Source organism: Streptomyces sp. NBC_01334 (assembly GCF_035983595.1).
GTDB classification, from domain to species: Bacteria; Actinomycetota; Actinomycetes; order Streptomycetales; family Streptomycetaceae; genus Streptomyces; species Streptomyces coriariae.
In genome coordinates, this window is record NZ_CP130718.1 from 7,953,635 (window position 1) to 7,976,457 (window position 22,823).

Here is a 22,823-nt window from a genome sequence, read left to right on the forward strand (position 1 = left end):
AGGCCGACCATGCCGGTGCCCGAACGCGGACCCCGTGAGCGGATGGTCTTCAGCGCGGCCCAGCTCATCCGCCGCGACGGAGTCGGCGCGACCGGAATGCGGGAGGTCGCCGTCCACGCCGGTGCGCCCCGGGGCTCGCTCCAGCACTACTTTCCGGGCGGCAAGCAGCAGCTCGTCAACGAGGCCGTGGACTGGGCGGGCCGCTACGCCGGCAAACGCGTGGCCCGCTTCCTGGACGAGTCGGCGGGGGCCGGCGGGCCGACTCCCGCCGGGCTCTTCGCCGCGATGGTGCGCCAGTGGACGGACGAGTACGCGGCGTCCGGGTTCGCCACCGGCTGTCCCGTCGCCGCCGCGACCGTCGACTGCGCGGCCTCCGACGACGCCACCCGGGAGGCCGTGGCCGCCGCGTTCGCCTCCTGGACCGGCCCGGTCGCCGAGGCCCTGACCGGCATGGGCGTCCCGCCGGCCCGGGCCGGCGCGCTCGCCACCCTCATGATCAGCGCCCTGGAGGGAGCGATCCTGATCGCCCGAGCGGAACGGGACGTCCGGGCCCTGACGACGGTCGCGACGGAGCTGGCACCCCTGCTGGACGCGGCGGTCGAGGGGGCCGTTCCCGGCGTTTCCCAGGAGTGAGCGTCACCCCACCTGTCACGCCATCCGTCACCCCACCGTCACCCTGCCTCATCGGCCCGCACGGCCGAGCCCCCGGCGCCGAGAAGGCGGCCGGGGGCTCGGGAGGCACGGAACCGGGAGCCACGGAAATCCCGTTTCGGAGAGTTGCCGGTCAGGGACTTCAGGGAGTTACGACGTCACGGAGTACCGGGGGTGCCGGGGGTGAGTCTCCGGGGCGGACCCGGGATCAGACGGTAACCGTTTCCGGCTGTGACGCCTTCTGCGCGCCCCGCTCACCCAGCTGCTCCGTCGGGATCTTCGCGGTCTCCCGGGCCGACAGTGCCGCGATCACCGGCGGGACGCACAGCGCCGCCGTGAACAGGGCCACCGAGGACCAGCCGTCGCCGTCCGGGCCCGCGATCTGCGCGGCGAAGGTGACCGCGAAGCCGGCCACCGCGAAACCGATCTGGGTGCCGATCGCCATGCCGGACAGGCGGACACGGGTGGAGAACATCTCGCCGTAGAAGGAGGGCCACACGCCGTTCGCGGCGCTGTAGACCACGCCGAAGGTGGCGATGCCCAGCAGCAGGATCAGCGGGTAGGAGCCGGTGGAGATCGCCCACAGGTAGGCGAACATCATCACCGCGCTGCCGGCCGCGCCGATCAGGTACACCGGACGGCGGCCGATGCGGTCGGACAGCATGGCCCACGCCGGGATGGCCGCCAGCGCGACCACGTTGGCCAGCGCGCCCACCCACAGCATGGAGGTGCGGCTCATCCCGACCGAGTCGCTGGTCGCGTAGGCCAGCGCCCACACCGTGAAGATGGTGCTGACCGAGGCGACGAGCGCGCCCGCGACCACCCGCAGGACGTCCGCCCAGTGGTCGCGCATCAGTACCGCAAGCGGCAGCTTGACGACCTCACCGGTGGCCTGCTGGGCGGCGAAGGCCGGGGTCTCCTCCAGCTTGCGGCGGATGACGTAGCCGACGACGGCGACCGCGATGCTCAGCCAGAACGGGACCCGCCAGCCCCAGGACAGCAGCTGCTTCTCGGGGAGGGCCGCGATCGGGATGAAGACGAGCGTGGCGAGGAGCTGGCCGCCCTGGGTGCCGCTGAGGGTGAAACTCGTGAAGAAGCCCCGCCGCTCCGACGGCGCGTGTTCCAGCGTCATGGAGTTGGCGCTGGCCTGCTCCCCGGCCGCGGAGATGCCCTGGAGGACGCGGCACAGCACCAGCAGGACGGGCGCGAGCGTGCCGACCTGCGCGCGGGTGGGCAGGCAGCCGATGAGGAACGTCGAGACGCCCATCAGGATGAGCGTGAAGACCATGATCTTCTTGCGGCCCACGCGGTCGCCGAAGTGGCCGAGGAAGAGCGCGCCGACGGGCCGGGCCGCGTAGGCGACACCGAAGGTGGCCAGCGACAGCAGGGTCGCGGTGGCCGGGTCGGACTCGTCGAAGAAGACCTTCGGGAAGATCAGTGCTGCCGCGCTGCCGTAGATGAAGAAGTCGTAGTACTCCAGAGCGCTGCCGATCCAGGCCGCCGTGGCGGCTTTCTTCGGCTGGCCGGGAGGTGCGGCGGGGACGGACACGGCGTGCTCCTTCGAGGGAACTCCAACGTATGTGGAGTGAGGCAAGGGGAGTAGGGCCGGTTCCCTGGGGTGCGGGGCGGCTGCGCCGGGTGCGTGCCCGGCTAATTAACCCACTGGGTAGTTAGTAGCGGATGGCTACGGATGTTGCGCTGATGTTTCTCCGCTGTCAATAGGCGACGCCGAAGGATCTTTGCCGGAAGCCCCGAGCCGTTCCACCGTGACCGGTCCGCCCGGTCGGCGCCGCTCGGCACGTCGGGCCGGCGCTCCGGGTGAGCTCCTCGGGGCGGCGCGCCGGAGGGTCCTCGGCCGCACCGGCCTGCCGCACCGGCCCGTCGGGTCGGCCCGCCGGATCGGTCCCCAGGTCAGTCCGCCGCGCGCTCCGCCGTCAGGTAGGCGATCACCATGTCGCCGAGCATGGCCCGGTAGTGCTCCCGCTGGGCCGGGTCGACCAGGTCGCGGCCGAACAGGGCGCCGAACGTGTGCCGGTTGGCCACCCGGAAGAAGCAGAAGGAGCTGATCATCGCGTGCAGGTCCACGGCGTCCACCTCGGCCGTGAACAGGCCGGACTCCCGCCCGGAGGCCAGGATGCGGCCGATCACGTCCAGTGCGGGGGAGCCGATCCGCCCGAGTTTCTCGGAGGCGGCGATGTGCTCGGCCTCGTGGATGTTCTCGATGCTGACCAGGCGGATGAAGTCGGGGTGCTGCTCGTGGTGGTCGAAGGTGAGCTCCGCCAGCCGGCGGATGGCCGCGACCGGGTCGAGATGCTCGACGTCGAGCTGCTGCTCGGCCTCGCGGATCACCCCGTACGCCCGCTCCAGGACGGCGGTGAAGAGCTGCTCCTTGCCGCCGAAGTAGTAGTAGATCATCCGCTTGGTGGTGCTGGTGCGGGCGGCGATGTCGTCGACCCGGGCCCCGGCGTAGCCGACCCGGGCGAATTCCAGCGTCGCCACGTCGAGGATCTCGGCCCGGGTCCGGGCGGCGTCGCGCAGGCGCCCGTTGCCGTGGGGTCGTGCCGGTTCGTCGGCGCTGGTCATCCAGGTTCCTTCGGGCGGCGTGGGTGCAGTGTCGAGATTCTAGAAGCCCGCCCCCGTCCCGTGACGTGAGAGGGCTTCCCTCGGGATCCGTCCGGGTGTTATGACTAACTCACCAGTTCGTACATTAGCCAGCCGATCAGGAGGTCCGCCGTGGCCGTCGTCTTCAAGGACTCGTATCTCGTCGGACTGATCGGCTCCGGCATCGGTCCGTCCCTCAGCCCGGCGCTGCACGAGCGGGAGGCCGACCGGCAGGGCCTGCGGTACCTGTACCGGCTCATCGACATCGACGTGCTGGGGCTGGGGCCCGAGGCGGTGGGCGATCTGGTGCGCGCCGCCCGTGACCTCGGCTTCGACGGGCTCAACATCACGCACCCGTGCAAGCAGCTGGTCATCCCGCACCTCGACGGTCTCGCCCCGCAGGCCGAGGCGCTCGGCGCGGTCAACACCGTGGTCTTCGAGGACGGCCGGGCAGTCGGCCACAACACCGACGTAACCGGTTTCGCCGCCTCTTTCGCGCGCGGTCTGCCCGACGTGCCGCTGGAGCGGGTGGTGCAGCTGGGCGCCGGAGGGGCGGGCGCCGCCGTCGCGCACGCCACCCTCACGCTGGGCGCCGGCCAGGTCACCGTGGTGGACGCGCTGGCGGACCGGGCCGCGGATCTCGCCGGTTCCCTCAACCGTCACTTCGGACCGGGCCGGGCCGCGGCCGCGGGTCCCGACCGGCTGGCCGATCTGCTCGCACAGGCCGACGGCGTCGTGCACGCCACTCCCACCGGCATGGCCGCCCACCCCGGCCTGCCCTTCCCGGCCGGGCTGCTGCGCCCCGACCTGTGGGTCGCCGAGGTCGTCTACCGTCCGCTGGAGACCGAGCTGCTGCGCACCGCGCGCGCGGTCGGCTGCGCCACTCTGGACGGGGGCGGCATGGCCGTCTTCCAGGCCGTGGACGCCTTCCGGCTGTTCACCGGCCGCGAGCCGGACAGCGTCGGCATGCTGGCCGACTTCGCGGAGATGGCCCGTGGCGCGGAGCACTCGGCGGGCCATGCCGTATGACGGCCGCGGGCCCACACCCTGGGACTGCCGCAGGATGTCCCGCCCCGCGCCCTGACGGGTCGCGGCACAGCCCTCGAAGGAGCATGACCGTGCGTACGTCGATAGCCACCGTCTCCCTCAGCGGATCCCTCACCGAGAAGCTCACGGCCGCCGCCCGGGCGGGTTTCGACGGCGTCGAGATCTTCGAGAACGACCTGCTCGCAAGCCCGCTCACGCCGGAGGAGATCCGCGCCCGCTGCGCCGACCTCGGCCTGAGCATCGATCTCTACCAGCCGATGCGGGACATCGAGGCGGTGCCGGCCGAGGAGTTCGCCCGCAACCTGCGCCGCGCCCGGCACAAGTTCGAGCTGATGGACAGGCTCGGCGCGGACAGCGTCCTGGTCTGCTCCAGCGTCTCCCCGCTCGCGGCCGACGACGACGCGCTCGCCGCCGGGCAGCTGAGCGAACTGGCCGACCTGGCACAGAACTTCGGCATCCGCGTCGCCTACGAGGCGCTCGCCTGGGGCCGGCACGTCAGCACCTACGACCACGCCTGGCGCATCGTCGAGGCGGCCGGCCACCCCGCGCTCGGCACCTGCCTGGACAGCTTCCACATCCTGTCCCGGAGCTCCGATCCGAAGGACCTCGACGGCATCGAGGACATCCCCGGCGAGAAGATCTTCTTCCTCCAGCTGGCCGACGCCCCGCTGCTCGGCATGGACGTCCTCCAGTGGAGCCGCCATCACCGCTGCTTCCCGGGTCAGGGCGGCTTCGACGTCGCCGGGCTGGTGAAACACGTCCTGCGCACCGGTTACGACGGACCCCTCTCGCTCGAGGTCTTCAACGACGTCTTCCGACAGGCCGAGGCCGGCCCGACCGCCGTGGACGCCCGCCGCTCCCTGCTGATCCTCCAGGAGGAGGCCGGCATCCGGGCCCTGCCCGCGCCCGCCGTGCCCACCGGGGTCGCCTTCGCCGAACTGGTCACCCACGACGCCGAACCCGTCGCCGCCCTCCTCACCGGCCTCGGCTTCGCCCGCACCGCCCGCCACCGCGGCAAACCTGTCGAGCTGTGGGAGCAGGGCGAGGCCCGCGTCCTGGTCAACACCGGTCCGGCCGTCCTCCCCCACGTTCGGCTTCGCTCGCGCGGGGGGTCTCCCATCGACGGCACCACCCTCGCCGCGCTCGGCCTGGAGTCACCGGACCCCGCGGCGGCCGCCCGCCGCGCCGAGGCACTGCTCGCCCCCGTCCTGCCCCGCCGTCGCGCCGCCGAGGACGCCCCGCTCGACGCCGTCGCCGCCCCCGACGGCACGGAACTCTTCCTGTGCGCGACGAACCGGCCCGAACTGCCCAACTGGCGGGCCGACTTCGCGGACGTACCGCACGCCCCGGCCGCCTCGGACGCCGTCCGCATCGACCATGTGGCGCTCACCCAGCCCTGGCACCACTTCGACGAGGCGGTGCTCTTCCACCGCGGTGTCCTCGGCCTCGACGCCCAGGAGAGCGTCGACGTCGCCGACCCCTACGGGCTGCTGCGCAGCCGCGCCGTCACCAACGCCGACGGCAGCGTCCGCTTCCCGCTCACCGTCGGCGCGGCCCCGGGCGACGACACCGCGCACGCCCGGCACATCGCGCTGGCCACCGACGACGTGGTCGCCGCGGCTCGCCGGTTCACCGAGGCCGGCGGACGCCTGCTGCCCATCCCGGCGAACTACTACGACGACCTCGCGGCCCGTTTCGAGTTCGCCGACGGCGAGCTGGACACCTACCGCGACCTCGGCATCCTCTACGACCGCGACGCGCACGGCGCCTTCCGCCACTGCTACACGCACACCGTCGGCCGGGTCTTCTTCGAACTCGTCCAGCGCGACGGCGGCTACCAGGGGTACGGCGCCGCCAACGCGCCGGTGCGGCTGGCCGCCCAGCACACCGCGCGCTGAGCTACTGCCGGCTGACCGTCCTGGTCACGCCGGCGACGACCGTCGTGGCCAGGATCCAACCGGTCACGATGAGGACGTACGACAGCGTCTGGTACCAGTCCCTCGGAGCGAACGCGCTCTCCTGCCCGAAGGAGATCACCGGAAGCAGCAGGTCGAGGGTGTAGAAGACCGGGTTGAATTCGGGTGCCTCACCCGCCTTGAGCGGGGGCGGGTGGTGCCCGGCGTACGTGATCGAGCCGACCGCCAGCAGGGACAGCAGCCAGACGGCCGCGCGCAGCGGGCGGAACCCGTAGCCGACGGCCGCGTCCTGGAGGTGGCCCCACGCCCGGCCGTACCAGGGCAGGGTGCCGCGATGCCGGCGCTGCTTGGCCAGCTGCACCACCCGGGCCGCACGGTCGTCGCCGATGCGACGGTAGGCGCCCGTCAACTGCTCGTAGGCGTGCGGGTCGAACGCGCCGTCGTCGCGCTCCAGCATCGGCAGCCGCCGCTCGGCGGGCTCGTGCGGGGTGAGGAAGGTGTAGGTGAGATCCAACAGCCGGACCTGGTCGGGCAGCATCTCCGGCTCCAGCTGGAGCTGGCCCACCTCGGCGCGCCGCAGATTGAGCCGGCCCTCGATCGGAGCGCCCTCGCGCAGCCAGAGTTCCCCGATGACGCAGCTGCTGGCCCGCAGCGCGGTGCCGCCCGGGTTGGACAGCGAGGTGCGCAGCAGGTCCACCCGGCCGGGGATGCGGGAGCCGCGCAGATCGATCCGGCCGTGTGCGCGCAGCCGCCGGCCCAGCAGGTTGGCCCCCACGTCGAGGGACTCCGCGTTCAGCACATGCGCGCCGGGGTTGTTCAGTTCGGCGTCCTCCAGGTCGATCGAGCCGGTGACGGAGGCGCCGTCGAGCCGGATCAGGCCCTGGGTGCGCAGCCCGCGGGCGCAGAGGTCGTCGTCGATGAACACCTGGTTGAGCTGGAGGACGGGCTCCGTGGGGTCCGTCGCGGCGACCTCCGCCCCGTCGAGGTACAAGGCACCCGAGATCTGCGCCCTGCTGAGGTGTACCTGGCCGCCGACACGGCAGCGGGTCAGCCGCAGCCCCCCGTCGATGCGGGTGTGCGACGCGTCCAGACCGGGCAGCTCGGAGTCGCGCAGGCTGACGTAGTTGAGCTGGGCGCCCACCAGCCGCGGGGCCTCGTCGAAGCGGCAGTGGACCAGGCGGATCATGCTGTCGACGACCGCGTGCCGCAGGTCGAGGAGACCGGTGACGCGCGCCCCGACGACCTTGAGGGCGGCTATCTCCCCCGGTTCGCGGGGGCCGTTGAGGAGGAGAGCCCGCAACACGGCCGCCCGTACGCTGCGTTCGGGGCCGTTCTCCTCGCCCTGCGCCCGGAAATCGACGGTCGCACCCGTGGCGAAGGCCCGCCAGAGTCGCTGTTCGGCCGGTGTCAGATCGTTGATCTCCATCAGCCGCGACTCTGGCGGGCCTTGCCGAGCGGTGTCAACCGGCTAGGGCCGGATGTTCCATTCGGCGATCACGGGTCGTCCGTGCTCCGTCGACAGACGGCTGACCGTGCCCGTCGCCAGCTGGAACAGCCGTCCCTCGGCGGGCGGGAGTCCCAGCCGACGTGCGGTCAGGACGCGCAGGAAGTGTCCGTGTGCGACCAGTACGACGTCACCGCCGCAGTTCTGGAGTGCCGCGTCCACCCGCGACAGCACCCGGTCGGCACGCCGGCCGACCTCCTCGGGCGACTCGCCGGGATGACCGTCAGGGCCGGGCGGCACACCGTCCGTCCACAGGTCCCAGGCGGGACGGGTGCGGTGTATCTCGACGGTGGTGATGCCCTCGTAGGCGCCGTAGTCCCACTCGTGCAGGTCGGGTTCGGGTACGGCCCCGGCGACGCCCGCGAGTTCGGCGGTGCGGACCGCGCGGTGCAGCGGGCTGGTCAGGGCGAGGCAGAAGGTCCGGCCGGAGAGGAGCGGAGCGAGCGACTTGGCCTGTTCCTCACCGTGTTCGGTGAGGGGCAGGTCGGTGAGGCCGGTGTGCTGTCCCGACACGCTCCACTCGGTCTCCCCGTGGCGGACCAGCAGCAGATCCCCCACGGCCGGGCCTACTTCTTCGCCGACTCGACGGCGTGGCCGCCGAACTGGTTGCGCAGCGCCGCGATCATCTTCATCTGCGGCGAGTCCTCCTGGCGGGAGGCGAACCGCGCGAACAGCGAGGCCGTGATGGCGGGCAGCGGCACGGCATTGTCGATGGCGGCCTCGACCGTCCACCGGCCCTCGCCGGAGTCCTCCGCGTAGCCGCGCAGCCTGTCGAGGTGCACGTCCTCGTCGAGGGCGTTGACGGCCAGGTCGAGCAGCCAGGACCGGATGACGGTGCCCTCCTGCCAGGACCGGAAGACCTCGCGCACGTTCTCCACGGAGTCCACCTTCTCGAGGAGCTCCCAGCCCTCGGCGTAGGCCTGCATCATGGCGTACTCGATGCCGTTGTGGACCATCTTCGAGAAGTGCCCGGCGCCCACCTTGCCCGCGTGGACATAGCCGTACGGGCCCTCCGGCTTGAGCGCGTCGAAGATCGGCTGCACCTTGGCGACGTGGGCGACGTCGCCGCCGACCATCAGCGCGTAGCCGTTCTGGAGGCCCCAGACGCCGCCGGACACACCGGCGTCGACGAAGCCGATGCCCTTGGCGCCGAGCTCCTTGGCGTGCTTCTCGTCGTCCGTCCAGCGGGAGTTGCCGCCGTCGACGACCGTGTCGCCGGACTGGAGCAGGCCGCCGAGCTCGTCGATGACGGACTGGGTGGCCTCGCCGGCCGGGACCATCACCCAGACGGTGCGCGGCGCTTCGAGCTTGTCGACGAGTTCGGCGAGACCGCTGACGTCGGAGACCTCGGGGTTGCGGTCGTAGCCGATGACGGTGTGGCCGGCGCGGCGGATGCGCTCGCGCATGTTGCCGCCCATCTTGCCGAGACCGATCAGGCCCAGCTGCATCGATGTCATGTCAGTTCACTACTTCCTGAGTTCGCGGTAGGCGGCGACGAGAGCGGCGGTGGAGGGATCGAGGCCGGGCACCTCGGCACCCTCGGTGAGGGCGGGTTCGACGCGCTTGGCGAGCACCTTGCCGAGCTCCACGCCCCACTGGTCGAAGGAGTCGATGTCCCACACGGCCCCCTGCACGAACACCTTGTGCTCGTAGAGGGCGATGAGCTGACCGAGCACCGACGGGGTCAGCTCGGGGCTGAGGATCGTGGTGGTGGGGTGGTTGCCCTGGAAGGTGCGGTGCGCCACCTGCTCCTCCGGCACGCCTTCCGCCCGGACCTCTTCGGCGGTCTTGCCGAAGGCGAGGGCCTGGCCCTGCGCGAACAGGTTGGCCATCAACAGGTCGTGCTGCGCCTTGAGTTCGTCGCTCAGCTCGTCGAGGGGGCGGGCGAAGCCGATCAGGTCGGCCGGGATCAGCTTGGTGCCCTGGTGGATCAACTGGTAGTAGGCGTGCTGCCCGTTGGTGCCCGGAGTGCCCCACACCACCGGGCCGGTCTGCCACTGCACGGGCCGGCCCTCGCGGTCCACCGACTTGCCGTTGGACTCCATGTCGAGCTGCTGGAGGTAGGCGGTGAACTTCGACAGGTAGTGGCTGTAGGGGAGCACGGCGTGCGACTGCGCGTCGAAGAAGTTGCCGTACCAGATGCCCAACAGGCCGAGGATCAGCGGGGCGTTGGACTCGGCGGGCGCGGTGCGGAAGTGGTCGTCGACGATCCTGAACCCGTCGAGCATCTCGCGGAAGCGGTCGGGGCCGATGGCGATCATCAGCGACAGGCCGATCGCCGAGTCGAAGGAGTAGCGACCGCCGACCCAGTCCCAGAACTCGAACATGTTGGCCGTGTCGATGCCGAAGTCGGCGACCTTCTCGGCGTTCGTGGACAGCGCGACGAAGTGCTTCGCGACCGCTTTCTCCTCGCCGCCCAGCCCCTTCAGCAGCCAGGTGCGGGCCGACGTGGCGTTGGTGATCGTCTCGATCGTGGTGAAGGTCTTGGAGGCGACGATGAACAGCGTCTCGGCGGGATCCAGGTCGTGGACCGCCTCGTGGAGATCGGCGCCGTCGACGTTGGAGACGAACCGGAAGGTCAGCGAGCGGTCCGTGTAGGCGCGCAGTGCCTCGTACGCCATCGCGGGCCCCAGGTCGGAGCCGCCGATGCCGATGTTGACGACATTGCGGATCCGGCGGCCCGTGTGACCGGTCCACTCGCCCGAGCGCACGCGCTCGGCGAAGCCGCTCATCCTGCCGAGCACGGCGTGGACCTGGGGGACGACGTCCTCGCCGTCGACCTCGACGACGGTGCCCGTGGGGGCCCGCAGCGCGGTGTGCAGAACCGCGCGGTCCTCGGTGATGTTGATCCTGTCGCCGCGGAACATGGCGTCGCGCAGCCCGAACACGTCGGTGGCGGCGGCGAGTTCGCGCAGCAGGGCGAGCGTCTCGTCGGTGACCAGGTTCTTGGAGAAGTCGATGCGCAGGTCGCCGACGCGCACCACGTACCGCTCCGCGCGCTCCGGGTCGGCCGCGAACAGCTCCCGCAGGTCCGTCTGCCACCGGGCGCGGTGGTCCTTCAGCGCGGTCCACTCGGGCCGCTGGTCGAGCCGGGGGGTGTCAGACATGGGAGGGGGTCTCCTTGGTGCCCTCGCCGCGCAGGGCGACGGCGTACATCTCGTCCGCGTCGAGGCGCCTGAGCTCCTCGGCGATGAGTTCTGAGGTGGCGCGGACCTTCAGCGCCAGGGTGCGCGAGGGCTGGCCGGGCAGCGTGAGCGTGGCGAGCGGGCCCTCGGGGCGGTCGATGACGATCTCGCCCTTTTCGGTGCCGAGCCGGACGGCCGTGACGACCGGCCCCGCGGTGACGACCCGGTCGACCACGACGTTCAGCCGGGCCTCCAGCCAGCGCGCGAGCAGCTCGGCGCTGGGGTTGTCTGCCTCGCTCTCGACGGCCGCCGAGGTGATCGGCACCTGGGCCTGGTCCAGGGCCGCCGCGAGCATCGAGCGCCACGGGGTGAGCCGGGTCCAGGCGAGGTCGGTGTCGCCGGGCGCGTACGACTTCACGCGCGCCTCCAGGGCCGTCAGCGGCCGCTCGACGGCGTACATGTCGGTGATCCTGCGCTGCGCGAGGGCGCCCAGCGGGTCCTTGGCGGGGTTCATCGGCGCGTCCACCGGCCACCACACGACCACCGGGGCGTCCGGCAGCAGCAGCGGCAGGACGACGGAGTCGGCGTGGTCGGACACCTCGCCGTACGTCCGCAGGATGACCGTCTCGCCGGTGCCCGCGTCGGCGCCCACCCGTACCTCGGCGTCGAGACGGGCGTTGGTGCGGTCGCGCGGGCTGCGGGCGTGCCGCTTGATGACGACCAGGGTGCGCGAGGGGTGCTCGTGCGAGGCCTCCTCGGCCGCCTTGATCGAGTCGTAGGCGTTCTCCTCGTCCGTGACGATGACCATCGTCAGGACCATGCCCACGGCCGGTGTGCCGATGGCGCGGCGACCCCGCACCAACGCCTTGTTGATCTTGCTTGCCGTGGTGTCGGTCAGGTCGATCTTCATGGCCTGCGCCAGCTCCGTCCGTCTCGTGCGAGCATCTCGTCGGCTTCCTCGGGTCCCCAGCTGCCCGAGGCGTACTGCGCGGGCTTGCCGTGCCGTGCCCAGTACTCCTCGATCGGGTCGAGGATCTTCCAGGACTCTTCCACTTCCTGGTGGCGCGGGAACAGGTTGGCGTCGCCGAGCAGCACGTCCAGGATGAGCCGCTCGTACGCCTCCGGGCTGGACTCGGTGAAGGACTCGCCGTAGGCGAAGTCCATCGTGACGTCCCGGATCTCCATCGAGGTGCCCGGCACCTTGGAGCCGAAGCGGACCGTGATGCCCTCGTCCGGCTGGACGCGGATCACGATGGCGTTCTGGCCGAGCTCCTCGGTCGCGGTGGAGTCGAAGGGGGAGTGGGGAGCGCGCTGGAAGACCACCGCGATCTCCGTGACCCGGCGGCCGAGGCGCTTGCCGGTCCGCAGGTAGAACGGCACGCCCGCCCAGCGGCGGTTGTCGACGTTCAGCTTCACGGCGGCGTACGTGTCCGTCGTGGAGGTCGGGTCGATGCCGTCCTCCTCCAGGTAGCCGAGCACCTTCGCGCCGCCCTGCCAGGCGCCCGCGTACTGGCCCCGCACGGTGTGCCTGCCCAGCTCCTCGGGCAGCTTCACCGCCCTGAGCACCTTGAGCTTCTCGGTGAGCAGCGCGTTCGCGTCGAAGGCGGCGGGCTCCTCCATGGCCGTGAGGGCCATCAGCTGGAGCAGGTGGTTCTGGATGACGTCACGGGCGGCGCCGATGCCGTCGTAGTAGCCGGCCCGGCCGCCGATGCCGATGTCCTCGGCCATCGTGATCTGCACGTGGTCGACGTACGACCGGTTCCAGATCGGCTCGAACATGGTGTTGGCGAAGCGCAGCGCCAGGATGTTCTGGACGGTCTCCTTGCCCAGGTAGTGGTCGATGCGGAAGACCTGGTCCGGCTCGAACACGTCGTGCACGACCGCGTTCAGTTCCTGCGCGCTGGCGAGGTCGTGCCCGAAGGGCTTCTCGATGACGGCCCGCCGCCAGGACCCCTCGGGCCCCTTCGCCAGCCCGTGCTTCTTGAGCTGCTCGACGACCTTGGGGAAGAACTTCGGCGGTACGGAGAGATAGAAGGCGAAGTTGCCGCCCGTGCCGCGGGAGGAGTCCAGCTCCTCGACGGCGTCCCGCAGCTGCTTGAACGCCGTGTCGTCGTCGAAGTCGCCGGGGACGAACCGCATGCCCTCGGCGAGCTGCTGCCAGACCTCCTCGCGGAACGGCGTCCGGGAGTGCTCGCGCACCGCGTCGTGGACGACCTGGGCGAAGTCCTGGTCCTCCCAGTCGCGGCGGGCGAAGCCGACGAGCGAGAAGCCCGGCGGGAGCAGACCGCGGTTGGCGAGGTCGTAGACCGCCGGCATCAGCTTCTTGCGGGACAGGTCGCCGGTCACGCCGAAGATGACGAGGCCGGAGGGGCCCGCGATACGGGGCAGGCGCCGGTCGCGGGCGTCCCGCAGGGGGTTCTCCCAGGCCGCGTCGAGACTGCTGGTGCTCATTCCGCGTCAACTCCCTTGCTCATCAGCGACTTCGTGACCGCGTCCAGAAGGTCCTGCCACGCCACCGCGAACTTGGCGACACCCTCGTCCTCCAACCGGGTGACGACCTCGTCGTAGGAGATGCCGAGCGCCTCGACGGCGGCGAGGTCGGCCCGCGCCTGGGCGTAGCCGCCGGTGACCGTGTCACCGGTGATGTCGCCGTGGTCGGCGGTGGCGTTCAGCGTGGCCTCGGGCATGGTGTTGACCGTGCCCGGTGCCACCAGGTCGTCCACATACAGCGTGTCCTTGTATGCAGGATCCTTCACACCGGTGGATGCCCACAGCGGACGCTGCTTGTTCGCCCCGGCGCCGCTGAGCGCGGTCCAGCGGTCGCCCGCGAAGACCTCCTCGTACGCCGCGTAGGCCAGCCGCGCGTTGGCGAGGGCCGCCCTTCCCTTCAGCGCGAGCGCCGCGTCGGTGCCGAGCACGGTCAGCCGCTTGTCGATCTCGGCGTCGACGCGGGACACGAAGAAGGAGGCCACCGAGTGGATCGTGGACAGGTCCAGGCCCTTGGCGGCGGCCTTCTCCAGGCCCGCCAGATAGGCGTCGATGACCTCGCGGTAGCGCTCCAGCGAGAAGATCAGCGTGACGTTGACGCTGATGCCGAGGCCGATGACCTCGGTGATCGCCGGGAGACCGGCCCGGGTCGCCGGGATCTTGATCATGACGTTGGGGCGGTCGACGAGCCAGGCGAGCTGCTTGGCCTCGGCGATGGTGGCGGCGGTGTGATGGGCCAGACGGGGGTCGACCTCGATGGAGACCCGGCCGTCACGGCCACCCGTCGCCGTGTATACAGAATGCAGGATATCGGCTGCGGAACGCACGTCGGCCGTCGTCATCATCCGTACGGCCTCGTCGACCGTGACGCCCCGCACCGCCAGGTCGGCGAGCTGCTCCTCGTAACCTTCGCCGGAGCCGATCGCGGCCTGGAAGATGGACGGGTTGGTGGTGACGCCGACGACGTTCTTCGTCTCGACGAGTTCGGCGAGGTTGCCGGAGGCGATCCGCCTGCGCGACAGGTCGTCCAGCCAGATGGAGACGCCCTCGTTCGACAGGCGGTCCAGTGCTCCCGCGGTCGCGGTTGCTTCGGTCACTTCGATCATCTTCTTTCTGGCGGTCGGATCAACCACGCGCTGCGGCAAGGGATTCCCTGGCCGCGGCGGCGACGTTCTCGGCGGTGAAGCCGTATGCGGCGAACAGGGTCTGCGCGTCGGCGGAGGCGCCGAAGTGTTCGAGGGAGACGATGCGTCCGGCGTCCCCCACGTACCGGTACCAGGTGAGGCCGATGCCCGCCTCGACCGCGACGCGGGCCTTCACCGACGGCGGCAGGACGTGGTCGCGGTACTCACGCGGCTGCTCCTCGAACCACTCCACGGACGGCATGGACACCACCCGGACGCCGACGCCCTCGGCCTCCAGCGCCTCGCGCGCGGCGACGGCCAGCTGCACCTCGGAGCCGGTGGCGACCAGGACGACCTCGGGGGTCGCGGTCGAGGACTCCACCAGGACGTAACCGCCCTTCGCCGCGTCCGGGTCCGGCGCGTACGTCGGCACGCCCTGGCGGGTGAGGACCAGACCGTGCGGGGCCGGCCGGGTGGCGTGCCGCTTCAGGATCTCGGCCCAGGCGATCGCCGTCTCGTTGGCGTCGGCCGGGCGGACGATGTTCAGGCCCGGGACGGCGCGCAGCGAGGCCAGGTGCTCGACCGGCTGGTGGGTGGGGCCGTCCTCGCCGAGGCCGATGGAGTCGTGCGTCCACACGTACGTCACCGGCAGCTGCATCAGGGCCGACATCCGGACGGCGTTGCGCATGTAGTCGGAGAACACCAGGAAGGTGCCGCCGTAGATGCGGGTGTTGCCGTGCAGGGCGATGCCGTTCATCTCTGCGGCCATCGAGAACTCGCGGATACCGAAGTGGACCGTGCGGCCGTACGGGCTCGCCTCGGGCAGCGGGTTGCCCTCGGGGAGGAAGGAGGAGGTCTTGTCGATGGTGGTGTTGTTGGAACCGGCCAGGTCGGCGGAGCCGCCCCACAGCTCGGGCAGGACCGCCCCGAGCGACTGGAGCACCTTGCCGGAGGCGGCGCGGGTGGCGACCGGCTTGCCGGGCTCGAACACCGGCAGCGCGTCCTCCCAGCCTTCGGGCAGCTGACCCGCGAGGACCCGGTCGAACAGCTGGGCCTGCTCGGGGTCGGCGCCGCGCCACTTCTCCAGCTGCTTGTCCCAGGCCGCGTGGGCCTCGGCGCCCCGGTCGAGGGCGGCCCGGGTGTGCGCGAGGACCTCGTCGGAGACCTCGAAGCTCTGCTCCGGGTCGAAGCCGAGGAGACGCTTGGTGGCGGCGACCTCCTCCGCGCCGAGGGCCGAGCCGTGGGAGGCCTCGGTGTTCCGGGCGTTCGGCGCGGGCCAGGCGATGATCGTGCGCAGCGAGATGATCGAGGGGCGTCCGGTCTCGGCCTGCGCCGTCTTCAGGGCCGCGTACAGGGCGGGGACGTCGACGTCGCCCTCCTCGGTCGGCTCGACGCGCTGCGTGTGCCAGCCGTAGGCCTCGTACCGCTTCAGCACGTCCTCGGAGAAGGCGGTGGCGGTGTCGCCCTCGATGGAGATGTGGTTGTCGTCGTAGACGAAGACGAGGTTGCCGAGCTTCTGGTGGCCGGCGAGCGAGGAGGCCTCGGCGGAGACGCCCTCCTCCAGGTCGCCGTCGGAGACGATGCCCCAGACGGTGTGGTCGAAAGGCGACTCGCCCTGCGGGGCGTCGGGGTCGAACAGGCCGCGCTCGTAGCGGGCGGCCATGGCCATGCCGACGGCGTTGGCGACACCCTGGCCGAGCGGTCCGGTGGTGGTCTCGACACCGGCGGTGTGCCCGTACTCGGGATGGCCGGGCGTCTTCGAGCCGTGCGTACGGAAGCTCTTGAGGTCCGCCAGCTCCAGCTCGTAGCCGGAGAGGAAGAGCTGGGTGTAGAGGGTCAGCGAGGTGTGGCCGGGGGACAGGACGAAGCGGTCACGGCCCGTCCACTCGGGGTCCGCCGGGTCGTGCCGCATCACCTTCTGAAAGATCGTGTACGCGACCGGGGCCAGGCTCATGGCCGTTCCCGGGTGCCCGTTGCCCACCTGCTGCACGGCATCCGCTGCCAGAAGGCGTGCGGTGTCGACGGCACGCCGGTCAAGTTCGGTCCACTCGAAGTTGTTCGGTGTCTGCGTGCTCATCTTCAAGAAATCCTCGATAGGAGCGGGTCATCTGCTCTGTTGTCTTCAAACCTAAAAGTCTGACTTTTACGAAGGAAGGTCTCCCTGTGTCAGCCTGTGGTGAAAGTGGGACACCCGTCGGCGACACATGAGCGCCACGGGGCGGCAACTGGGCGGCACGAGATGGACATGGTGGACACAAGTACCCAAGACGGCGTCGGTGAGGGCATCAGAACCTTTCCCTTTCCCGTCGAACTCAGCGTCGGCGGCGTCGGCATGCAGGTGGGCCCCATGGGCACCGGTCGCACCTGGCACACCGACGCGCCGCTGGACCGTGTGCACCGCATCGACTTCCACGTGGTGATGCTCTTCGACGACGGTCCGGTCCGCCACATGATCGACTTCGCCGAGCACGAGGCGGCGGCCGGCGACGTGCTGTGGATCCGCCCGGGCCAGGTCCACCGCTTCTCGAAGTCGAGCGGGTACCGCGGAACGGTCCTGACCATGCAGCCCGGTTTCCTGCCGCGTGCCACCGTCGAGGCCACCGGCCTGTACCGCTACGATCTGCCGCCGCTGCTGCACCCGGACGAGCGGCAGCTCGCGGGCCTGCGCGCGGCGCTGACGTATCTGCGCGGGGAGTACGACGACGGCGGTGCCGACGGAACGCTGCCCCTGAGTCTGCACACGGCGGTACTGCGGCACTCCCTCACGGCGTTCCTGCTGCGGCTGGCGCACCTCGCGGCGAGCAGCGCCGAGGCGGCGCGCGGCCTGGCCGACACCACGTTCACGCTCTTCCGGGACGCCGTGGAACGGGACTTCGCCACCAACCACAGCGTCAGCGCCTACGCCGACGCGCTCGGTTACTCCCGCCGTACCCTCGTGCGCGCGGTCCGCGCCGCCACCGGCGAGACACCCAAGGGTTTCATCGACAAGCGGGTCGTCCTGGAGGCGAAGCGGCTCCTGGCCCACACGGACCTGCCGATCGGCCGGGTCGGTGCGGCGGTGGGCTTCCCCGACCCGGCGAACTTCTCCAAGTTCTTCCAACTGCACACGGGAAACACCCCGGTGGCCTTTCGCGCGGAATTGCGCTGAGGCGACCGGGGTGTGTTTCGGCCGGGGTGTGCTGCGACCGGGGTGTGTTTCGGCCGGGGTGTCAGACCCGGGCGGCTCCCCTTCCGAAGTAGTGGCCCTCGTCCAGGTCCGCGAAGAGACCGCGCTGTTCGGGCCGCCGGTCCAGCAGCTTTCGGGTCAGGGCGCTGGACGCGGGGATGTCCCGGCCGACGAGCCCGCCGAGCCGGCCGAAGTGGGCACCCGCCTCGGCGGCCGGGACCGCGGTGACGGGCAGGTTCAGGTGGCGGCCGATGGCGGCGGCGATGTCGCGGAACGGCACGCCCTCGTCGTCGACGCCGTGCAGACGACTGCCCGCCGGGGCCGACTCCAGGGCCAGCCGGTAGAGGCGGGCCGCGTCGAGCCGGTGCACGGCGGGCCGGCGGTTGGCGCCGTCGCCGACGTACGCCGAGACACCCCGCTCGCGGGCGAGGTCGAGCAGCCGCGGCACGAAGCCGTGGTCGCCGACGCCGTGCACCGAGGGCGCAGGACGGACCGCGCCGACCCGCACACCGCGCTCGGCGAACGCCAGGGCCGCCGCCTCGTTGGGCATCCGCGCCGCCCACGCCCTGCACCTCACCCAGCCGTCCCTGAGCCGCCAAGTGCATTGCTTGGAGCAGCAGTTGGGCGTACGCCTGCTGGACCGCACGCCGCGGGGCACGCGGCTGACGGAGGCGGGCGAGGTGTTCCTGCCGCGCGCCAGGGCGCTGCTGGGCTCGGCCGCCGAGGCCGCCGCCCGGGCCCGCGCCGCCGCCGAACCCAGCCGGATCGTCGTCGGCTACCTCACGGCGATCATCGTCACGCCGGCCGTACGCGAGCTGCGTCGCAGGCACCCGGACGCCGACGTCCGCACCCTGCATCTGAACTGGAACGAGTCGCGTCAGGCCCTGCTCGACCGCCGGGTGGACGCCCTGGTCGCCCGGCTGCCGTTCCCGACGGACGGGCTGCACGTCACCGTCCTCTACGACGAGCCCCGGGCGCTGGTCGTCCCCCTCGACCACCGGCCGGTCGGCAAGGAGTCCGTCACCGTCGACGACCTGGCCGGCGAACCCATGCCCCGGGTGCGGGACTTTGACCCCGCCTGGAGCCGGTTCTGGCGTCTCGAACCGCGCCCCGACGGACTCCCGGTGCCGGACGGGCCGTATGCGGACGAGGTCGAGGACAAGTTCGAACTCGTCGCGCCGGGACAGACGGTGCTGGTCTCGGCGGCCGCCCCCGGATTCGCGCTGCGTCCCGACCTCACGAGTGTTCCCCTCGTCGGCGTCGAGCCGAGTCATGTCGTCCTGGCGACCCGCGCCGACGACCGCGGCCGTCTGGTGACCGCCTTCCGCAAGGCCGCCCGGACACACCCCACGGGCGGTTTCGTGCCCCGCGAGCAGGCCGGCCGCTGAACGCCCCGGAAGCAGGTCGCGCTCGTCGCACACGCGGCGCCGGGAGTCGACCGGTGCACACAGGTCGACCGCCCGGCGCCGCGCGGCCCTCGGTCAGTGGCCGAAGGTGAACCAGTTGACGTTCACGAAGTCCGCCGGCTGGCCGCTGGTGAAGGTCAGATAGACGTCGTGGGTGCCGGTGACGGAGCTGATGTTCGCCGGGATCGTCCGCCACGACTGCCAGCCACCGGTGTTGGCCACCGCGAAGCTGCCGACGGGCGTGGCGGTACGGCTGTCGAGGCGCACCTCGACCAGTCCGCTGACCCCGCCGGCCGCACCGCTCGCGACCCGGGCGCTGAACTGGGTCGCCGCCGAGGAACCGAAGGTGACGCCCTTGTAGAGCGCGTAGTCGCCGTTCGCGAGGGAGCCGATGTCCTGGCCGCCGCCCGTGTCGGTGGTCGTCTCGGTGACCGTGCCGGAGTGGCTGTCGTACGACTCGGCCTGGATCGTTCCGTAGGCGTCGCGGCTGCCGGACGGCGGGGGTGTGGTACCGCTCCCACCACCCGCGGCCTGGAGCACCTGCACATAGTCCACCACCATCGGGTGACCCGGCTGGGTGTCGCCGTCCAGACCGCCGCCGAAGGCGTCCGGGAAGCCGCCGCCCATCGCGACGTTCAGGATCACGAAGTAGCCGTGGTTCGTGGCGTTGGTCCACGTCGTCGCGTCGACCTGGTTCGCCGTGACGGTGTGGTAGTTGACGCCGTCCACGTAGAACCGGATCGCCTCGGGGCTCACCGAGCGGTCCCACTCCATGCTGTAGGTGTGGAAGCCGGACTGGCAGGTGGTGTTCGGACACGCGACGGAGTTGCCGATGCCGGTGGTCTCGTTGCACGGGCCGCCCGGGTTGGTGCCGCAGTGCATCGTCGACCAGACCTTGTTCAGGCCCTGGACGTTCTCCATGATGTCCAGCTCGCCGACGCCCGGCCAGTTCTGGTAGTTGCCGCGGTAGGGCGCGCCGAGCGCCCAGAAGGCGGGCCAGTAGCCCTCGGCGGCGGTGCCGGTCACGTTCGGCATCTGGATGCGGGCCTCCACCCGCAGCTTGCCGCCGGACGGGGGCTGGAAGTCGGTGCGGTTGGTCTCGATGCGGCCCGAGGTCCAGCGGCCCGCTGAGTCGCGCAGCGGGGTGATGCGCAGGTTGCCGTTGCCGTCGAGCGAGACGTTGCCGGTGCTGTTGGTCATCGTCTCGACCTCGCCGGTGCCCCAGTTGGCAGGCCCGCCCGGATACGAGGTCCCGGTGCTGTACTGCCAGTTGGAGGTGTTCACCCCGGTGCCCGCGGCGCCGGTGAAGTCGTCGAGGAAGACCTGCGTCCAGCCGGACGGGGGCGTGGGCGCGGAGGCGTTCGCGGGCAGGGTGACGGCCGCCGCGGCGGCGGCCGCCAGACCGAGGGTGCTGAGCACGGCGACGAGTGCGCGTCGCCGTCTGGGTATGCCGGAGGTTGCACTCATGGGGGGGTGCCTCTCGGGTACGGAGTGATGGGCGCGGGTGACTTCGAGAGTGTTTGAGAGCGCTCTCAAAGTGGGCCCAATGTGCTCTCCGTCCCGGAGGCCGTCAAGACTTAAAGCAAGGAAAGTCCTTTCGTGGCAAGGAAGTTCACGGGTTGAACCACGCAAACGTGCTAAAGCGCGCTGCCCGCCGTCCAGTCCGCCCAGGAGAGGTTCCAGCCGTTGAGCCCGTTGGCCGCGTCGACGGTCTTCTCGCCCGAGTTCTCGACGATCACCACATCGCCGAGCGTCGAACTCGCGTAGAACTCGTAGCCCGCGACGGAGCTGTCGTTCGCGCCCTTGGCGTCGTGCAGGCCGACGCAGCCGTGGCTGGTGTTCTGGCTGCCGAATATCGAGGTCGAGGCCCAGTAGTTGCCGTGGATGAAGGTGCCGGAAGTGGTCAGGCGCTGGGCGTGCGGGACGTCGGAGATGTCGTACTCGTCGCCGAGGCCGACCGTGGAGGACTCCATCCGGGTCTGTTTGAAGCGCTCGCTGATCACCATGATCCCGGACCAGGTGGTGTGGTCGGAGTCGCCGCCGGAGACGGGGTAGGTGGCCAGGGTCGCGCCGTCCCGCTCGACCGTCATCTTCTTGCTCGACAGGTCCACGGTGCTGATCTGTGCGCGGCCGATGTGGAACGTGACGTCCTTCGACTGCATACCGTATACACCATTCGATCCCTCGACGTCCTTCAACCGCAGACCGAGGGTGATCGTCGTCCCGGCCGCCCAGTACGTCTTCGGCCGGAAGTCCAGCCGGGTGGCGCTGAACCAGTGCCCGACGATCTCCACGGCCGGCTCGGCGGTCACCGTGATCGCCTTCTCCACGGCGGCCTTGTCGGACACGGCGTGCGAGAAGTTGATCGAGACCGGCATGCCCACGCCGGAAGTGGAGTTCGCCTCGGGAGTGAAGTAGCCGACGAAGGTCTCGCCGGGGGACTTGGTGGTGAAGGTGGCGGTCTGCGCGGCGGCGCCCTCCGCCTGCGCGGTGACCGTGTACTTCGTCCCCGAATACGGGTGGGCCGTGGACGTCCACGTGGTCCCGGCCTCGTCGAGGGAGCCCGCGAGCGTCGAGCCGTCGTTGCCCGTCACCGTCACGGAGGCGAGCGTGCCGTCGGTCACGGTGACCTCGACGGGGCTCGTGAAGGCCGCCTTCTTGGTGCCGTCGGCGGGGGTGACCGAGATCACCGGCTGTTTGACGGCCGGCGCGGCCTTCGTGGACGCGGAACCCGAGGTCCCGGTCGTGTTCTCCGAGGCGTCCGCCGATCCGGAGCTGCACCCGGTCAGCGCGACGGCCGGGACGGCCCCGAGCACGCCCAGGATCCCGCGCCGGGACCAGCCCTCCGGCTGCTGTTCGGACCGGTTCGATATGTGCGAGACGCCCACGGCACGCCTTCCTGAGTTGTCCACCTTTGCGCGTGCATCCTGCGCCTCCCAGATGGGGCGATCCTTTGAATCACCGGGTCGCAACCTGAGATTCCTGTGAGGACGGCCTGAGAGACGCCGACGCACGCCGGGGTGACACCCCAGGGACTCGTCCGGCAGGGCCGATCCTGCGGCGATTCACCGGATCGCCGGGGGAGAAGGCGCGAGGGCTCTCGTGCGGGGGAGGGGCCGGGTGCGGCTCGCCGTCGTGGGGGAGGGGGCGACGCGTCCGCCTCCACGGCCGACTCCCGTGTCCATGCCTGGCGCCCGCGTCCACGCAGGCCCGCGTCCATGCCCGCCCCCGCGTCCACGGCCGGCCCGCGTCCACGGCCGCCCCCGGTCCATGCCTGGCGTTAGCTCCCGTTCCCGGCCCGTGGGCCCTGGGTGAGCGGGTAGTCGTAGCGGATGAACCCGTTGAAGCCCGCCACCTTGTCGTACAGGGCGCGGGCCGTGGTGTTGTCCTCCTGGGTGGACCAGTACAGCCGGGCGGCGCCCCGCTCCCGCGCCGCCTCGGCCACGCGCTCGATCAGCGCCCGTGCCACCCCCCTGCCACGCACGGCCTCGTCGACGTAGAGATCCTGGAGACAGCAGCTGTCCGCCATCCAGCCCGAGGCGTGGAACAGGTAGTGGGCGATGCCCACCAGCCTTCCCTCCGCCCGGGCGCCGACGGCGTGCACCTCGCCGCCGTCCCGAAGGCGTCGCCACATCTCCTCGTAGCCGTCGTCGGGCACCTCGGTCCGGTAGAACGTCTTGTAACCGCGCGCCAGCACTTCCCAGGCGGCGCGGTCCTCCGGGCCCAGTGGGCCTGTCTGCGTCGTCTGCGTCGTCTCCGTCATGGTTGGGCATTCTCGCCGGGGACCCCCGGGTCA

Annotated in this window: 19 protein-coding genes; 5 read left to right on the top strand and 14 right to left on the bottom strand. The window is 71.1% G+C overall.

Annotated features, from left to right (window positions below; translation table 11 throughout):
- Positions 1 to 9 precede the first annotated feature (9 nt).
- The gene (locus OG736_RS35420) at positions 10 to 633 is read left to right on the top strand and encodes a TetR/AcrR family transcriptional regulator (RefSeq protein WP_327186023.1); all 624 of its coding nucleotides are present in this window, start codon (positions 10 to 12) and stop codon (positions 631 to 633) included.
- A 226-nt stretch (positions 634 to 859) separates the two neighbouring features.
- Here the strand turns inward: OG736_RS35420 and OG736_RS35425 are convergent, their stop codons facing one another.
- Together OG736_RS35425 and OG736_RS35430 are read right to left on the bottom strand one after the other, a co-directional pair.
- On the bottom strand, positions 860 to 2,200 hold the full coding sequence (locus OG736_RS35425; protein ID WP_327186024.1) for an MFS transporter: 1,341 nt from the start codon (positions 2,198 to 2,200) through the stop codon (positions 860 to 862).
- Between the two features lie 362 nt (positions 2,201 to 2,562).
- On the bottom strand, positions 2,563 to 3,234 hold the full coding sequence (locus OG736_RS35430) for a TetR family transcriptional regulator (protein ID WP_327186025.1): 672 nt from the start codon (positions 3,232 to 3,234) through the stop codon (positions 2,563 to 2,565).
- Between the two features lie 150 nt (positions 3,235 to 3,384).
- Here OG736_RS35430 and OG736_RS35435 point away from each other — a divergent pair, with 150 nt between their 5' ends.
- Together OG736_RS35435 and OG736_RS35440 are read left to right on the top strand one after the other, a co-directional pair.
- Positions 3,385 to 4,281: a shikimate dehydrogenase gene (locus tag OG736_RS35435; protein WP_327186026.1), complete on the top strand. Its 897-nt coding sequence runs from the start codon at positions 3,385 to 3,387 to the stop codon at positions 4,279 to 4,281.
- An 89-nt stretch (positions 4,282 to 4,370) separates the two neighbouring features.
- Entirely contained in the window at positions 4,371 to 6,197 is a 1,827-nt protein-coding gene (locus OG736_RS35440) for a bifunctional sugar phosphate isomerase/epimerase/4-hydroxyphenylpyruvate dioxygenase family protein (protein WP_327186027.1), read from the top strand.
- Position 6,198: 1 nt separating this feature from the next.
- Here OG736_RS35440 and OG736_RS35445 read toward each other — a convergent pair whose 3' ends face one another.
- From OG736_RS35445 to tkt, 8 genes are read right to left on the bottom strand one after another with little or no spacing between them, the layout of a single operon-like run.
- A complete protein-coding gene (locus tag OG736_RS35445; RefSeq protein ID WP_327186028.1) occupies positions 6,199 to 7,641 on the bottom strand; it encodes a membrane-associated oxidoreductase in 1,443 nt (480 codons plus the stop codon).
- A 42-nt stretch (positions 7,642 to 7,683) separates the two neighbouring features.
- The gene (locus tag OG736_RS35450) at positions 7,684 to 8,277 is read right to left on the bottom strand and encodes a histidine phosphatase family protein (protein ID WP_327186029.1); all 594 of its coding nucleotides are present in this window, start codon (positions 8,275 to 8,277) and stop codon (positions 7,684 to 7,686) included.
- Positions 8,278 to 8,285: 8 nt separating this feature from the next.
- Positions 8,286 to 9,167: a phosphogluconate dehydrogenase (NAD(+)-dependent, decarboxylating) gene (gene gnd, locus OG736_RS35455; protein WP_327187804.1), complete on the bottom strand. Its 882-nt coding sequence runs from the start codon at positions 9,165 to 9,167 to the stop codon at positions 8,286 to 8,288.
- A gap of 18 nt (positions 9,168 to 9,185) precedes the next feature.
- Complete coding sequence (gene pgi, locus OG736_RS35460; protein WP_327186030.1) at positions 9,186 to 10,826, bottom strand: glucose-6-phosphate isomerase; 1,641 nt, start codon at positions 10,824 to 10,826, stop codon at positions 9,186 to 9,188.
- The gene (gene opcA, locus OG736_RS35465) at positions 10,819 to 11,754 is read right to left on the bottom strand and encodes a glucose-6-phosphate dehydrogenase assembly protein OpcA (RefSeq protein ID WP_327186031.1); all 936 of its coding nucleotides are present in this window, start codon (positions 11,752 to 11,754) and stop codon (positions 10,819 to 10,821) included. Before opcA ends, pgi begins: the two co-directional genes overlap by 8 nt.
- A complete protein-coding gene (zwf, locus tag OG736_RS35470; RefSeq protein WP_327186032.1) occupies positions 11,751 to 13,295 on the bottom strand; it encodes a glucose-6-phosphate dehydrogenase in 1,545 nt (514 codons plus the stop codon). Before zwf ends, opcA begins: the two co-directional genes overlap by 4 nt.
- Positions 13,292 to 14,437, bottom strand: coding sequence for a transaldolase (tal, locus tag OG736_RS35475; protein ID WP_327186033.1), 1,146 nt, complete (start codon positions 14,435 to 14,437; stop codon positions 13,292 to 13,294). The genes zwf and tal overlap by 4 nt, the downstream gene beginning before the upstream one ends.
- A gap of 19 nt (positions 14,438 to 14,456) precedes the next feature.
- Complete coding sequence (gene tkt / locus OG736_RS35480; protein WP_327186034.1) at positions 14,457 to 16,532, bottom strand: transketolase; 2,076 nt, start codon at positions 16,530 to 16,532, stop codon at positions 14,457 to 14,459.
- A gap of 168 nt (positions 16,533 to 16,700) precedes the next feature.
- Here tkt and OG736_RS35485 point away from each other — a divergent pair, with 168 nt between their 5' ends.
- Positions 16,701 to 17,603, top strand: coding sequence for a helix-turn-helix domain-containing protein (locus OG736_RS35485; protein ID WP_327186035.1), 903 nt, complete (start codon positions 16,701 to 16,703; stop codon positions 17,601 to 17,603).
- A gap of 61 nt (positions 17,604 to 17,664) precedes the next feature.
- Here the strand turns inward: OG736_RS35485 and OG736_RS35490 are convergent, their stop codons facing one another.
- Entirely contained in the window at positions 17,665 to 18,171 is a 507-nt protein-coding gene (locus tag OG736_RS35490) for a Rossmann-fold NAD(P)-binding domain-containing protein (protein WP_327186036.1), read from the bottom strand.
- Between OG736_RS35490 and OG736_RS35495 the strand changes: the two genes are divergently transcribed.
- A complete protein-coding gene (locus OG736_RS35495) occupies positions 18,164 to 19,009 on the top strand; it encodes a LysR family transcriptional regulator (RefSeq protein ID WP_442817115.1) in 846 nt (281 codons plus the stop codon). The genes OG736_RS35490 and OG736_RS35495 overlap by 8 nt on opposite strands.
- A gap of 93 nt (positions 19,010 to 19,102) precedes the next feature.
- Here OG736_RS35495 and OG736_RS35500 read toward each other — a convergent pair whose 3' ends face one another.
- The 3 genes from OG736_RS35500 to OG736_RS35510 form a co-directional block, all read right to left on the bottom strand.
- Positions 19,103 to 20,494 (bottom strand): glycoside hydrolase family 16 protein, encoded by a 1,392-nt coding sequence (locus tag OG736_RS35500; RefSeq protein WP_327186037.1) that lies wholly within the window; start codon positions 20,492 to 20,494, stop codon positions 19,103 to 19,105.
- A gap of 170 nt (positions 20,495 to 20,664) precedes the next feature.
- The gene (locus tag OG736_RS35505; RefSeq protein ID WP_327186038.1) at positions 20,665 to 21,915 is read right to left on the bottom strand and encodes a L,D-transpeptidase; all 1,251 of its coding nucleotides are present in this window, start codon (positions 21,913 to 21,915) and stop codon (positions 20,665 to 20,667) included.
- Between the two features lie 392 nt (positions 21,916 to 22,307).
- Positions 22,308 to 22,790, bottom strand: coding sequence for a GNAT family N-acetyltransferase (locus tag OG736_RS35510; RefSeq protein WP_327186039.1), 483 nt, complete (start codon positions 22,788 to 22,790; stop codon positions 22,308 to 22,310).
- Between the last annotated feature and the right edge of the window lie 33 nt (positions 22,791 to 22,823).

Coding starts and splice junctions, on each gene's coding strand:
- OG736_RS35420 (WP_327186023.1), top strand. CDS start 10: ATGCCGGTGCCCGAACGCGGACCCCGTGAGCGGATGGTCTTCAGCGCG.
- OG736_RS35430 (WP_327186025.1), bottom strand. CDS start 3,234: ATGACCAGCGCCGACGAACCGGCACGACCCCACGGCAACGGGCGCCTG.
- OG736_RS35445 (WP_327186028.1), bottom strand. CDS start 7,641: ATGGAGATCAACGATCTGACACCGGCCGAACAGCGACTCTGGCGGGCC.
- gnd (WP_327187804.1), bottom strand. CDS start 9,167: ATGCAGCTGGGCCTGATCGGTCTCGGCAAGATGGGCGGCAACATGCGC.
- pgi (WP_327186030.1), bottom strand. CDS start 10,826: ATGTCTGACACCCCCCGGCTCGACCAGCGGCCCGAGTGGACCGCGCTG.
- opcA (WP_327186031.1), bottom strand. CDS start 11,754: ATGAAGATCGACCTGACCGACACCACGGCAAGCAAGATCAACAAGGCG.
- zwf (WP_327186032.1), bottom strand. CDS start 13,295: ATGAGCACCAGCAGTCTCGACGCGGCCTGGGAGAACCCCCTGCGGGAC.
- tal (WP_327186033.1), bottom strand. CDS start 14,437: ATGATCGAAGTGACCGAAGCAACCGCGACCGCGGGAGCACTGGACCGC.
- tkt (WP_327186034.1), bottom strand. CDS start 16,532: ATGAGCACGCAGACACCGAACAACTTCGAGTGGACCGAACTTGACCGG.
- OG736_RS35485 (WP_327186035.1), top strand. CDS start 16,701: ATGGTGGACACAAGTACCCAAGACGGCGTCGGTGAGGGCATCAGAACC.
- OG736_RS35490 (WP_327186036.1), bottom strand. CDS start 18,171: ATGCCCAACGAGGCGGCGGCCCTGGCGTTCGCCGAGCGCGGTGTGCGG.
- OG736_RS35500 (WP_327186037.1), bottom strand. CDS start 20,494: ATGAGTGCAACCTCCGGCATACCCAGACGGCGACGCGCACTCGTCGCC.
- OG736_RS35510 (WP_327186039.1), bottom strand. CDS start 22,790: ATGACGGAGACGACGCAGACGACGCAGACAGGCCCACTGGGCCCGGAG.